This is a genomic window from Cyanothece sp. BG0011 (genome assembly GCF_003013815.1).
In the GTDB taxonomy this organism is placed as follows: Bacteria; Cyanobacteriota; Cyanobacteriia; order Cyanobacteriales; family Microcystaceae; genus Crocosphaera.
This window is the reverse complement of record NZ_PRLH01000185.1, coordinates 53,810-67,233: the sequence shown is the minus strand read 5'-3', so window position 1 is coordinate 67,233 and position 13,424 is coordinate 53,810. Positions and strand designations below refer to the sequence as shown.

The 13,424-nt window shown below is 37.2% G+C and carries 16 protein-coding genes; 6 read left to right on the top strand and 10 right to left on the bottom strand.

Translation table 11 applies throughout. The annotated features are described in order from the left end of the window. On the bottom strand, nt 1–558 hold a 558-nt coding region (aqpZ, locus tag C4E06_RS23070), incomplete at its 3' end, for an aquaporin Z (protein ID WP_107670718.1). A gap of 228 nt (nt 559–786) precedes the next feature. Then, nucleotides 787–2,169, bottom strand: a complete 1,383-nt coding sequence (mnmE, locus tag C4E06_RS23065; protein ID WP_107670717.1) for a tRNA uridine-5-carboxymethylaminomethyl(34) synthesis GTPase MnmE — start codon at nt 2,167–2,169, stop codon at nt 787–789. Between the two features lie 144 nt (nt 2,170–2,313). Between mnmE and C4E06_RS23060 the strand changes: the two genes are divergently transcribed. Together C4E06_RS23060 and C4E06_RS23055 are read left to right on the top strand one after the other, a co-directional pair. Continuing rightward, entirely contained in the window at nt 2,314–2,505 is a 192-nt protein-coding gene (locus C4E06_RS23060) for a hypothetical protein (RefSeq protein ID WP_008274995.1), read from the top strand. Then, nucleotides 2,486–2,698 (top strand): hypothetical protein, encoded by a 213-nt coding sequence (locus tag C4E06_RS23055; protein ID WP_198648971.1) that lies wholly within the window; start codon nt 2,486–2,488, stop codon nt 2,696–2,698. Before C4E06_RS23060 ends, C4E06_RS23055 begins: the two co-directional genes overlap by 20 nt. Before the next feature lie 43 nt (nt 2,699–2,741). Here C4E06_RS23055 and C4E06_RS23050 read toward each other — a convergent pair whose 3' ends face one another. Next, a complete protein-coding gene (locus C4E06_RS23050; protein WP_107670715.1) occupies nt 2,742–2,981 on the bottom strand; it encodes a hypothetical protein in 240 nt (79 codons plus the stop codon). A 345-nt stretch (nt 2,982–3,326) separates the two neighbouring features. Here C4E06_RS23050 and C4E06_RS23045 point away from each other — a divergent pair, with 345 nt between their 5' ends. Further along, nucleotides 3,327–3,596 (top strand): Precorrin-3B methylase, encoded by a 270-nt coding sequence (locus C4E06_RS23045; RefSeq protein ID WP_107670714.1) that lies wholly within the window; start codon nt 3,327–3,329, stop codon nt 3,594–3,596. Nucleotides 3,597–3,681: 85 nt separating this feature from the next. Next, a complete protein-coding gene (locus C4E06_RS23040; RefSeq protein WP_107670721.1) occupies nt 3,682–4,104 on the top strand; it encodes a thiol-disulfide oxidoreductase DCC family protein in 423 nt (140 codons plus the stop codon). Here C4E06_RS23040 and C4E06_RS23035 read toward each other — a convergent pair whose 3' ends face one another. From C4E06_RS23035 to C4E06_RS23010, 6 genes are all read right to left on the bottom strand, one after another. Further along, the gene (locus C4E06_RS23035) at nt 4,105–5,298 is read right to left on the bottom strand and encodes an aminotransferase class V-fold PLP-dependent enzyme (RefSeq protein WP_107670713.1); all 1,194 of its coding nucleotides are present in this window, start codon (nt 5,296–5,298) and stop codon (nt 4,105–4,107) included. Nucleotides 5,299–5,591: 293 nt separating this feature from the next. Continuing rightward, on the bottom strand, nt 5,592–6,827 hold the full coding sequence (locus C4E06_RS23030) for an LL-diaminopimelate aminotransferase (RefSeq protein WP_107670712.1): 1,236 nt from the start codon (nt 6,825–6,827) through the stop codon (nt 5,592–5,594). A gap of 100 nt (nt 6,828–6,927) precedes the next feature. After that, nucleotides 6,928–7,359, bottom strand: a complete 432-nt coding sequence (locus C4E06_RS23025; RefSeq protein WP_107670711.1) for a hypothetical protein — start codon at nt 7,357–7,359, stop codon at nt 6,928–6,930. A 45-nt stretch (nt 7,360–7,404) separates the two neighbouring features. Continuing rightward, complete coding sequence (locus C4E06_RS23020) at nt 7,405–7,779, bottom strand: phasin family protein (protein ID WP_107670710.1); 375 nt, start codon at nt 7,777–7,779, stop codon at nt 7,405–7,407. A gap of 47 nt (nt 7,780–7,826) precedes the next feature. After that, entirely contained in the window at nt 7,827–9,743 is a 1,917-nt protein-coding gene (locus C4E06_RS23015; RefSeq protein WP_107670709.1) for an ABC-F family ATP-binding cassette domain-containing protein, read from the bottom strand. Then, complete coding sequence (locus C4E06_RS23010; RefSeq protein WP_107670708.1) at nt 9,744–10,082, bottom strand: hypothetical protein; 339 nt, start codon at nt 10,080–10,082, stop codon at nt 9,744–9,746. It abuts the gene before it with no gap. A 125-nt stretch (nt 10,083–10,207) separates the two neighbouring features. On the opposite strand from C4E06_RS23010, the gene C4E06_RS23005 reads away from it, so the two are divergent. After that, the gene (locus tag C4E06_RS23005) at nt 10,208–11,002 is read left to right on the top strand and encodes a class I SAM-dependent methyltransferase (protein WP_107670707.1); all 795 of its coding nucleotides are present in this window, start codon (nt 10,208–10,210) and stop codon (nt 11,000–11,002) included. Nucleotides 11,003–11,117: 115 nt separating this feature from the next. Beyond that, nucleotides 11,118–13,253, top strand: coding sequence for a glycine--tRNA ligase subunit beta (glyS, locus tag C4E06_RS23000; protein WP_107670706.1), 2,136 nt, complete (start codon nt 11,118–11,120; stop codon nt 13,251–13,253). Nucleotide 13,254: 1 nt separating this feature from the next. Here the strand turns inward: glyS and C4E06_RS27430 are convergent, their stop codons facing one another. Beyond that, the gene (locus tag C4E06_RS27430; protein ID WP_157951214.1) at nt 13,255–13,401 is read right to left on the bottom strand and encodes a hypothetical protein; all 147 of its coding nucleotides are present in this window, start codon (nt 13,399–13,401) and stop codon (nt 13,255–13,257) included. Nucleotides 13,402–13,424: the final 23 nt, after the last annotated feature.

Sequence of the window (13,424 nt, the reverse complement as noted above, 5' to 3'; positions counted from 1 at the left end):
AGTAACAGGAATACTAATTAAGTGAATTAAGGTTAAGGCTAAACCGATGGCCACTGGACCAAACCCAGCCGGGGCCAGGCGATCAGTGGCTCCCATAATAATTAATAAAAACATAAAGCTCATGACAATCTCAGTCACTAAAGCAGCGAAAAAACCATAACCCCCTGGGGAATGGGTTCCGTAACCATTGGTCGCCAAAGGGTTAGAACCAGTTAAATCAAGGGACCCGTTACCACTAGCAATAATAAATATGACCCCCCCCGCTACGATCGCTCCTAAAACTTGTGCCACAACATAGGGCAGTAAATCAGAGCCACTAAAGCGTTTTCCTGCTAATAAACCAAAGGAAACCGCCGGGTTAAAATGACCCCCAGAAATATGTCCCACTGCATAGGCCATGGTTAATACCGTCAGTCCAAAAGCCAGGGCAACCCCTAAAAATCCTAGTCCTAAGGGGTTGCCTTCTCCCCCAAAGTTAGCAGCTAATACGGCACTGCCACAGCCCCCTAGCACTAACCAGAACGTGCCAAAAAACTCCGCTACATATTTTTTATTCATGATTCAATTTTTTGTCAATTTTGATTGAAATTGACTCCAAACTAACAGTCCTTATTCCTGAAAAGGAAAGTCATTAATAAAGTCTCAAGATTTGTTTTACATTAAGTAATAGTTAGAGTTATTTTTTGTTAAGAAATAAGTAGTTTCATGAATATAAAAAAACATTCAGAAGTTATAGTAATTAGTATATAGATAATATTAATTAAATTTTAACGATGGCTTAATCAATTATTTACCAATACAAAAACGACTGAAAATTTTATCTAACACTGATTCTGTAATTTCTTCTCCTGTAATTTCTCCTAATGCTTGAATAGCCGCTCTTAGGTCAATTGTCCAGAAGTCAAGGGGTAAGTCTTCTGTGATGGTAATTTGTACTTGTTGTAAGGCAATTTTGGCACGGGTTAGGGCGGCTGCTTGTCTTTGATTAATAGCAAAATCGAGATTATTAGCCGTTAGTTGTTGTTGGTTAATTGCTTGTAAAATAGCGGTTTCTAAGGCTTCTATTCCCTGATGCTTAGCCGCTGATGTCTTCACAATTTCTTTTATGTCTGGGGGAAATTGAGATAAATTAGGGGTAGCCAAATCAACTTTATTGATCACTAAAATGACAGGAAGATGACAGATCGGTTGATAAATTTCAGTGTCTTCTACTGTCCATCCTACCGTTGCATCAATGGTGAGTAACACGAGATCCGCTTGACTGGCTGCTAAACGCGATCGCTCAACTCCGATCTTTTCCACTTGATCGGTTGTCTGACGAATACCTGCGGTGTCTAACACTTGAATAGGAATGCCTCCCACCACTAACTGGGACTCGACGACATCCCTAGTGGTTCCCGGTAAGTCGGTAACAATAGCGCGATCGCTACGACTCCACGCATTCAATAAACTTGATTTTCCCACATTGGGACGGCCAACGATAGCCACTTTTAAGCCATTTCGCAATAATTCCCCTTGTTCGGCGGTGTTTAAAATGCTCTCCACTTGCTCTAAAATCGTCTTTAACCCTTGTGAAATCTCTTTTTCATCTAAAGGGGGTAAGTCGTCTTCAAAGTCGATTCTAGCCTCAATTTCGGCGAGGATATCTAGGCAATGATGGCGTAATGTTTGGATCGGTTGGGCGAGTTTGCCCTGTAACCCGGCTAAGGCCATTTGAGACGCTTGTTGCGATCGCGCAGAAACTAATTCCCTGATACTTTCGGCTTGGGTTAAATCAATCCTACCATTGAGAAAGGCTCGCAGGGTAAATTCTCCAGGTTGGGCTAAAATGGCACCTTGTTCTAAACATAACTGTAACACCTGTTGCACGGGCATAATTCCCCCATGACAGTGAAACTCGATCACATCTTCACGGGTATAAGACCGAGGTGCTAACATCATTAATAACAAAGCTTCATCGATCACCTGTTCCGTTTGGGGATGACGAATATAACCATACAAAATTCGATGAGATTCCCATTTTTGCTTTCCTGGAGCGATAAATAAGGTTTGAGCAATATTTAGGGCGTTATTGCCTGATAAACGGATAATTCCGATACTCCCTTGTTGGGGAACAATGGCTGTGGCGATCGCTGCGATGGTTTCTCCTTGAGTGATTATTTTTGTCATAATTTATGTCTATTAAAAATACTAAATCTTGATAAGACGAAAGAACAGCTTTCTCTTCCCTAAAAAATAGTTGATTTTGTAGTTTAACGTAAAAATCATGGTTAATTATACAAAGGAAAGATAAAATGATAAAATAAAACTATAATGCCAACTGAATTACAATTATTAAAATGTTTAATTCTCTGCCAAATTCTTTCTAATTGTTATCAACCCATTCAATTAATACGCTTTGATGAGACAAGAAAAGAGATATTCATTATTGCAGGAGAATTAGGAACAATTGAAATTACCATTTTTGAACAAGGACAATGGAGATATGATGTCACCGAAACCTAACTTTAAAGCAATGAGTCTTCAAGAACTCAAAAAATACGTCTTATCCCATAGAGACGATCAAGAAGCATGGCAAGAATTTACCCATAGAGATCGACCTAATGCTGTTTATTTTGACACAGATGTACCTTTAGAGACACAAAAACAAAGACTACAAGAACTAATTGAAAAGGAGAAATATTCTAATGAAATCTAATAATTAAACTGAGATGAGTGATCACTTTTTTATATGTTAGATTTTACTTATTTTTCTGAGAATTATTAGCAGACTCTTGACGTAATTGTTCAATAAACTCAGGGTATTTTTCCATATCTTCTAAAGACTTTAAAGGAGGATAAACAACTCTATCTTGTCTTTCATTAATTTTATCTACATAAGCATAAAAAGCCTCGTTATCATCTCGATGAGATAAAACATAACGCTTTAACTCCTGAGAAGTCATCGCTTTAAAATCAGGCTTTTGAGTCATTTTATCCATTCTCCATTAGGTTTAATTTCAATTTCTATGTCTTCACCGATTAACATGAAAACGTTTTGACTTCGCTCATCAAATCTAATTAAGTTAACAGGTAAATAAAATCTTGTTGCCCAACAAGATAGGGTATAACATTGTAAAAGTTGCGCTTGTGTCGGAATATGTGTTCCTCCATAAACTTAAACAACTACCCTAAATAATAACATAATTAGGATGTTCTCGAAGGGATACGCTCTGCGGTGCGCTGGTATAGTTTCTGATTGTATTATATTTTCTATGATACTTTTGAAGTAACTGTAATTGTAATTATTCTTTTAACCAATCTACAAACAATACATAAAACTATTCATGTTTAAAGAAGAAAAACCCTTAGAAGGAGACGCATTAATTAAAGAAGTTTGTCGTCGTATTCGAGTGGCGAGAAGTTACTGGGATGCTCATAATAACCGCGCTTGTCGACGAGAAAGAGAACAGGCATTACTATTATATAATCGTTTAAGTAAACAAGAAAAAGAAAAGATCCCTCAAGTTTTAAGGGTTTGGCTTCGTTATCGGAGTGAAAAGTATTTTGGTTCCCATCGTACCCCACCTGGAAAAAGAAAAAAGAAGAAAAAATAATTAATATTTGATCACTGGTAACTGTTCACTGATCACTGAAAATACGTTAACCTAGATAATGTTTCTTAAAAAATCAATTAATATCATGGTTTATCACATCATTTATGACGGGAATTGTAATCTTTGTTCGACGTTTACCCAACTTTTAGCTAACTTTGATCAAGGTAATCTTTTTGATTATATTCCCATGCAAGATGAAGCCACTTTAAAACAGTTTCATATTACCTCAAATGATTGTGAAATGGGGATGATTTTAATCGATGGTAATAATATAAAAAGGCGTTGGCAAGGAAGCGATGCAGCAGAAGAAATTGTCAATTTATTACCATTAGGACAAGCATTTATCACCGCTTATCGTGCTTTACCTGGAATGAAAACTTTAGGAGATAAAACTTACGAACAAGTGAGAGATAACCGTTATAATTGGTTTGGTAAACGGGAGAAAACTTATCAATCTCCTTATCCTTTTGGTTGTGATGAAAGGGACAATTGTTCTGTTTCTAATTAATTAAATCATAGAAGAAATGGCTTTAATTAACTGTTCAATTTCATCCGGTAAGGTAAAATAATGAACGCAAGCACGAATACAGTCAGGATCACGAATGGTTCTTAATAAAAACCCTTGAGTTTCTAACTTTTGTACTAAGGTTGTATGATTAAGATTACTATCCACTGTGAAAGAAACTAATCCTGCTTCTGGTGGTGATTTTTTTAAGCAATTAATAGCAGAAATTTCTGATAAACCTTGCCATAAATATTCACTTAAATGACAAATTTGTTGATACCTTTGTTCAGAATCAGCCCAACTATTATGAACAGCGATCGCAGCCCTTAACCCTTCATATTGAGGATAAGCCGAGGTAGCAACTTCAAACTTTCTACCATCTTGTTTAAAATCAATGGGTTGCCCTTTTTCATCAATATTAATCCCTCTCCAACCAATAAACGTGGGATTGATCGATTCAAAAATTTCTGGACGGATATAAAGTGCGCCTACGCCAGCCGGTCCACAGAACCATTTATGTCCAGTAAAGGCATAAAAATCTACCTCAGTTTCTGCTAAGTTTAACGCTAATGAGCCGGCGGATTGGGCAGCATCTGCTAACACTAAAATGGGGCGATCGCTTTCCGAATAATTGTGACAAAGATGACTAATTTCTTTTAAGGGTAAAACCTGTCCTGTATTCCACAATAAATGACTTAAAACCAGTAGTTTGGTTTGGGGTTTTAAATGTTCTTTAATCACCGCAACGGGATCACCTTCGTTTAAGGTATTTAAGATGGGACAAATATCAATTTCTACGGCAAATCGCTTACTAATTTCTTCAACGATAGCAATGACTCCTGGATGTTCACAATCAGTCATTAAAATGCGATCGCCTTCCTGCCAATCCAGTCCCCACAGCGCAATATTACAGCCCGATGTTACATTTTCTGTTAAAGTAATGGTTGAAGCTTCAACCCCTAACTCTTGAGCAATATCTGCTCGTAACAATTCTGTTTTTTGTGTTATCCATTCATTAACTTTCAAGGAAAAAGGTCCTTGTTGTTGGAGAAGATTATGAGCATCAATAATGGCCTCTAACCCGGAACGAGGTAAAGTGCCTTGTCCCCCAAAATTAAAATAAACTTTGTTAGCGAGTCCGGGAAACTCTTGTCTTTGGTGTTGGACTTCTGACAGAAATGCTTGGGGATAAATCATTCTTTGGGTAACAGGAATAGGTTAAAAAAATCAGTACAAAATTAAATTTGTCCTTATTTTAGTTTATGAGCGATCGCTCATTTTTGCAATATCGAATTACACATTATGGTCAAAACATTAATATGATAAAAAATGTAGTAAGGTGGGCATTGCCCACCCTACAGTATTCAAGAAGGAGTCAAAATTAATAATTAATCAATTGTTTTTCTGACCCCTTATGCTAAAGGAAGTTTACTGTTTTGAAAACTATTACTTTTGCCTTTTGCCTCTTGCCTCTTGCCTATTTTCACTATTTAAGCCTTAAACTGTTCGGTAATGCGTTTCATGGCTTCTTCAACATTTTTCCGACTATTAAAGGCAGAAATGCGAAAATAACCTTCTCCGGCTGCCCCAAATCCTGATCCGGGGGTTCCTACCACATTCGTCGTTTGTAAGAGTTTATCGAAGAAATCCCAACTCGAAAGATTATGGGGGGTTTTTAACCAGATGTAGGGGGCATTGACACCGCCATAAACTTCAAATCCTGCGCTTTTGAGCTTGTCACAGATTATTTTGGCATTTTCAAGGTAAAAGCTCACTAAATCCTTAATTTGGGCTTTTCCTGCTTCGGAATAGACCGCTTCTGCCCCCCGTTGCACAATGTAAGAAACCCCGTTAAATTTAGTGGACTGGCGACGGTTCCAGAGTTTCCATAAGTCTACCTCAGATCCGTCAGAAGCTTTGGCGGTTAACTGTTTGGGGACCACTGTAAAGGCGCAACGAGTGCCGGTAAACCCTGCATTTTTAGAAAAAGAACGAAATTCAATGGCGCAATCTTTCGCCCCTTCTATTTCGTAGATAGAATGGGGTAAACTCTCATCGGTGATAAAGGCTTCATAGGCAGCATCAAAGAAGATAATGGAGTTATTGGCCTTGGCGTAGTCAACCCACGCTTTAAGATAGGCTTTTGTGGCAGTTGCCCCTGTCGGGTTGTTGGGGAAACAGAGATAAATGAGGTCAACTTTTTCGGTGGGAATGTCGGCGATAAAGTTGTTTTCTGCGCTGATGGGTAGATAAACTAAGCCGTCATATTCTCCTTTGTCATTGGTATCTCCCGTGTGGCCAGCCATGACATTGGTATCCACATAAACGGGATATACCGGGTCAGTAACAGCAATTTTATTATTTTTGCCAAAAATGTCGAGAATGTTGCCGGTATCGCATTTTGCCCCGTCTGAGACGAAGATTTCAGAGGCATCGATATCACAGCCTCTGGCTTGGAAGTCTTGGGCTGCGATTTTTTCCCGTAGCCAACCGTAACCTTGTTCGGGCCCGTAACCTTTAAAGGTACTGCGATCGCCCATATCTTCTACGGCTTTGATCATAGCGGTTCGACAGGCTTCGGGCAAGGGTTCGGTTACATCCCCAATCCCCAGTTTAATGATGTTAGCATCGGGGTTGTTGTCTACGAAGGTGTTAACTCGTCTTGCGATTTCGGGAAAGAGATATCCTGCTTTGAGTTTGAGATAGTTATCGTTAATAGTTGCCATAGTCTAGGTGGTTACAAATGCCTTTATCTAGCTTACTCTGGTTTTCGTTCTTAATTTTTTAATAAAAAGAAGAAAATATTAACAATAATTGAGATAGTTATTAATTTCTGTGTTGTTCAGAAACCCCTTGTTTCTCCCCGGACCCTTCCCAGTCGGGACAAGTCTCATTATTAGAACCATAAGGGTGCATTCCACAGACAAATAAATGTCTCCCATACAGTCGCCCATGATAATGAATACACCCTCGACAGGCCGGATGGACGTTATGTGTGGGTTCTACTTTTGGGGACAAAAGGAAGTCAGGATCTTCATTATAGTCATGGTAATAGTAATGAAATTCTTCTTCAAAAGAAACATCAACCAGTGGGGTGAAAACATCGTCAATAAATTGATCAATTTCTCTGACTAAATCGTTTTGAAAATCTTCAGCGGCCGTTTCTACGGACTGGCCGACTTCGTCGACAAACCCCTCTACTGCCACTGTTACGTTTTCCATCCATTGCGTTAAATCTTTTTGCCAGTTATCCATCATCTCTATTTATCTAAAAATAATTTAATTTCTATTATGAAGGATCGCTTATTCCCGTTTTAAGCGATTTAATTCGTCTTGTAAAGATTCGACTTGTTGTTTTAAATCGTCTAAATTTTCTTTTTTTGATTCTCCTGTTTCTTCTTCGTCATCTTCTGAAACAATTTCAATTAAACGCGGTTCTTTTTGTTGCTTTTTCTCTGTTGTTTCTTGGTTAACTTGTTGGGCTTGTTGAATCATGTCATCAACATATTTACGGGCTTCTTCTACATTTATTTCTCCTCTGGCTACCATTTCATCAGCCACTTTTTGCGCTTGAACTCTTAATTCTTGTAGGTTGATTTCCGCTTTTTCTCTCGCATAGTCTGCAATACCAACTCCCAGATAAAACGCTTTTTGTACTAGGTTTCTTAGATCAGCCATCTTGTCCTCAACTTCGGTGTTTTCTTTTAATTATAACATTAATAATTTTAACTTTCTCTTTCTGCTAATTCTAACCATCTTTCTGTGGCTCTGTCAATTTCTTCAACTAATTGGGATAATTGTTCTGTTAGGGTTTGCATTTCACTATAATCTGTGGGGGGATTATTGTATAAAGTCGCTTCTAATTTTTCTTTTTCTGCTTCTAATAAAGGAATTTTCTCTTCTAGGTCTTCATATTCATATTTTTCTTTAAATGTCAGTTTTTTAGACTGTTTCGGTTGACTGTTTTTAGGAGGTTTCGATTTTTTATTGTCTTGGGATGAGACTTGATTTTGTGATTCTTTTTCTTGATCCTCCGCTGCTTTTTTATAGTCTAAATAAACAGAATAATTACCGGGATATTGTTTAATATTGCCCCCTTCTTCTAAGGCAAAAATGGTGTCAACGGTTCGATCTAAAAAGTAGCGATCGTGAGAAACCACAATTACACAGCCATTAAACTCTTCTAAATATTCCTCTAAAACCCCTAAGGTTTGCACATCTAAATCATTGGTGGGTTCGTCTAATATTAAAACATTGGGCGCACTCATTAATACTTGTAATAAAAATAATCTTCTTTTTTCTCCTCCCGAAAGTTTATGAATGGGGGCATATTGCTGGTTAGGAGGAAACAAAAACCTTTCTAACATTTGAGAGGCAGTAATCACACTACCATTGGCAGTTTTGACTAATTCTGCTACGTCTTTTAAATAATCAATCACTCGCTGCTCTTCATTAATTAATAAGTCTTCTGAATGTTGATCGAAATAACCAAAATGAATGGTAGGTCCAATGTCTACTTTTCCTGAATCGGGGGTAATTCTTCCTGTAATAATATTCATTAAAGTGGATTTACCGGCTCCATTTTTGCCAATAATTCCCACCCGATCTTGTGGGTTAAAAATATAGGTAAACTCTTTAATTAAAATGCGATCGCCATAGGCTTTATTAATGTTTTCTAATTCAATTACTTTCTTGCCAATACGACGACTAGCGGTACTAATTTCTACCTTTTCTTGGGCTTGTTTAAACTCTTTATTTTGCATTTCTCCAATGCGATCAATACGGGCTTTTTGCTTGGTACTTCTGGCTTTTGGTCCCCGTTTCAACCATTCTAATTCCCGTCTTAATACTCCTGCGTGTTTCTTTTGACTGCTAATTTCTGATGCTTCTGCTTCTGCTTTTTTTTCTAAGAAATAGGAGTAATTTCCTGAATAAGTATAGAGATCACCGCGATCAATTTCAATGATACGATTGGTGACTTTATCTAAGAAGTAACGATCATGGGTAATTAATAATAATGCACCGGAATAACGGTTTAAATAACTTTGTAACCATTCCACTGACATGGCATCTAAATGGTTGGTGGGTTCGTCCATTAGTAAGGCATCCGGTTCTGATAATAACCCAGAAGCTAAGGCAATTCGTTTACGATATCCCCCGGATAAATCTCCAATTTTAGCGTCAAAGTTTTCGATACCTAATTGACTTAAAACAATTTTAGCATTGGTTTCTAATGCCCAAGCATCTAGGGTTTCAATTTGTTGAGTGACAGCAGATAAACGGGACATTAAACTATCACTTTCTTGGGGATTATGGGCTAATTTATGAGAGATTTCTTCATACTCTCTAATCAGGGCCATTTGTTCCCCACAGTCAGCAAAAACCTGTTCTAAAACTGTATGATTTTCATCTAAATTAGGTTGTTGGGGTAAATAAACAATTTTCGATCCCGAATTAACCCAGAATTCTCCTCCGTCAATGGGTTCTAATCCTGCTATAATTTTGAGTAAGGTGGATTTTCCTGAGCCATTCGTCCCAATTAAACCGACTTTATCCCCTTCTTCTAAACTAAAGGTTGCCTCTTTTAAAATTTCTTTGATACCGAAGTCTTTTTCAACTGATTGTAAGCTTAAAATAGCCATTTATTCTGTTTCCTCTTTCTGTATGTTTAATTCTAGCAAACCCACGGTTCCCACAAAAAAAGTGTAGATAGAATATACTAAGGGATTTTTCTGTTGTAATTTTGCATAATAAGCTGCAATAATTCCTTCTATTCCATGACTAATAAGGGCAATTCTTCCTATCCAAAACATCCAATTTAAATTTTTCAACACATGACAATCATGAAAGGTTGTATAAACATTAACTAATTCTAAAATAATCGCCCCACTAATTAAACCAGTAGAAACAATTTTAATTAAGGTTTTGATGAATGGGAAGAAAGTATGATCGACAATGGAGGTTTCTGTTTTCAAATTCATTGATTTTGTCTTCAAGAACTACAAGTTATTATTTTATAGCATTTTCACCCTTAATCAGTTATAATCATAATTTAAATAAGTTTAGATCATTGCTAATTTTTCAAGAAAATCCCCTCAACAGTTATATGATAACTAACTTCAATAAAATTCCGCAAACTCTCTTGAGAAAAATTATAGAAACTGTTATAGGAAAAGAAGAAATAACCTGGTATAAAACCCTTAATTGGGAGCAAGCAATTTATCCTTTTCAATCTCCTAAGATAGCCTATCCTGATTATTATACCTCAGTTAACTATCATGGCATCAAAAACGGTTATCTTAACCCCATTGCTGCTATGACTTACGATGTTATAACCCCCTTAGCAACCCTACCCAGTGAACAATGGTTGCGTCAATGTTTATTAAATACCATTACCGCAAAACCTAAAAACATTCTGGACTTAGGTTGTGGCACAGGAACAAACACCATAAACTTAAAAAAAAGGTTTCCCAACGCAGTGGTGACAGGGTTAGATTTATCCCCCTATATGTTAATTATAGCAGAGAAAAAATGCAAAAAAAATCAACAAGAAATTCTCTGGAAACAGGGACTCGCTGAAGCCACTGAAATTTCCTCTTTTTTCTACGATTTAATTACAATTTCTTTATTGTTTCACGAAGTTCCTAATACCATTTCTCAAGCCATTCTTCAAGAAAGTTTGCGGTTACTCAAAGCCAACGGACAGTTAATTATTTTAGATGCTAATCAAAACAGACTAAGACATTTTAAATGGTTAACTCAATTATTTCGAGAACCTTATTCCTTTACTTATGCTCAAGGGAATATTAGAGAATGGTTAGAAAAAATCGGCTTTCAAGCTATTAAATCTAAACCCATAGGCGGAATTTATCAAATTACCTCTGCTTATAAACCTGAATAAAAAACTAAAAATCATCTTAAAAATAAAAATTTTATAGATCCCAAAACCTAATAATGATATAATAAAAAAATATGCTTCTCCATAACCTATTTTAACTTATCAAACTGAAGTCAATATGTTCTTTTTATTGGAAGTCGGTACAGAAGAATTACCCGCAGATTTTGTAGATGAAGCGATCGCTCAATGGAAACAAATAATTCCTAATCGTTTAGAAGAAAACTTTTTAACTCCCGATAACCTAGAAGTTTACGGAACCCCCAGACGATTAGCTTTATTAATGTCTGGACTTCCAGAACAACAAAAAGATCGCGATGAAGTCATAAAAGGGCCTCCTGCTAAAGCCGCTTTTAAAGATGGAAAACCCACCAAAGCAGCGGAAGGATTTGCCCGTAAACAGGAAGTTGATCTCAAAGAGTTAGACATTCGTCCTACGGATAAAGGGGACTTTGTTTTCATTGAGAAAAAAATAAAAGGAAGAGAAACAAAAGAAATATTAAAAGAATTAATTCCTAGTTGGATTAATAGCTTAGAAGGTAGACGCTTCATGCGTTGGGGTAATGGAGAATTAAGATTTTCCCGTCCCATTCGTTGGCTAGTCGCCTTGTGTGATCAGCAAGTCTTACCCATTGAAATTGTCAATGGAGATAGTACCATTACCAGCGATCGCCTATCACGGGGTCATCGAATTTTACACCCTGATACCGTTAGTATTACTCAAGCATCGGACTATGTAGAAACCTTGCGCTCGGCCTATGTAGAAGTAGACCCGAAAAAGCGTCAAGAAATCATCGAAAAAGATATCGAAACCATTGCCCAACAATTAACAGGAAACGCCGATCTTCCCGAAGACTTATTAACAGAAGTTGTTAACTTAATCGAATATCCTACCGCCGTGGCCGGGAAATTTGACCCCGAATTTCTCAACCTTCCCACCGAAGTCATTACAACAGTAATGGTCAAACATCAGCGATATTTTGCTGTCAAAAAATCAGAAAATGAACTGTTACCCAATTTCATCACCATTGCTAACGGAGATCCCAATAAAAAAGCCATTATTGCCCAAGGAAACGAAAGAGTAATTAGGGCAAGATTAGCCGATGCCCAATTCTTTTATACAGCCGATTGTGACGAACCCTTAGACAGTTATTTACCCGAACTCGAAAACGTCACTTTCCAAAAAGAATTAGGAACCATGCGTGACAAAGTGGATCGGATCATGGACATGGCCCAACAAATTGCAGAACAGTTAGAAATTAGCCAAAAAGAACAAGAAGAAATTGAAAGTACAGCCCTATTATGTAAAGCTGATTTAGTGACCCAAATGGTCTATGAATTCCCCGAATTACAAGGCGTAATGGGACAAAAATATGCCCTAGTAAGTGGAGAATCCCAACAAGTTGCCCAAGGAATTTTTGACCATTATTTACCCCGTGGGGCTAATGATATCATGCCCAAAACCTTAACCGGTCAAGTGGTGGGAATTGCCGATCGCTTAGACACTTTAATTAGTATTTTCGGCTTAGGAATGATCCCCACGGGTTCCGGTGATCCCTTTGCTTTAAGACGGGCTGCTAATGCTATTATTACTGTTACTTGGGAAGCCCAATTACCCATTAATTTATCTCAATTATTAATACAAGGGTGTCAAGCATTTATGGCTGATCACAGCGATAAAGAATCTCCCTTAGAAGCCTTACAAACCTTCTTAATACAACGGATACAAACCCTATTACAAGATGAGTTAAACATCGACTATGATTTAGTTAATGCGGTGTTAGGTGAAGCGGATGTCGAATACACAGATAGGGCATTACAAAATCTTTTAGATGTCAAAGATAGGGCAGAATTTTTACAAGAAATTCGTCACAATGGAATGTTAGATAAAATCTACGAAACCGTAAACCGATCAGCCCGTTTAGCAGCGAAAGGAGACTTAGACTATAGCCAATTAGATCCCAGTCAAGTGGTGAAAACTGAGTTATTTGAAAAGTCTTCCGAACAGGAATTTTATGATAGTTTAATGACGTTAGTTTCTAAAACCACTCAAGCTCAATCTGAGAGAAACTATCAGTTATTAACAGAAGGATTACTAGATATTGTTCCTAAAGTAAGTGAATTTTTTGACGGAGAAAATAGTGTATTAGTAATGGATGAAAATCTAGAAGTTAGAGAAAATCGCTTAAATTTATTAGGCGTTCTCCGTAATCACGGGCGAGTTTTAGCTGATTTCGGTGCTATTGTTAAAAGTTAATCTAGATCCGAACTTTGCTATAGGAATAAGCTGATTTTTGAAAATATTTCCAAGGATCAAGTTCTAGCACTTCAATGACAGAAATTTTCCATTCTTCTTGATAGTTAGATTCAGTTTTAGGTGTTGTTTTTACGCCTCGATTAAACATAGGAATGATCTCCTTGAATGACA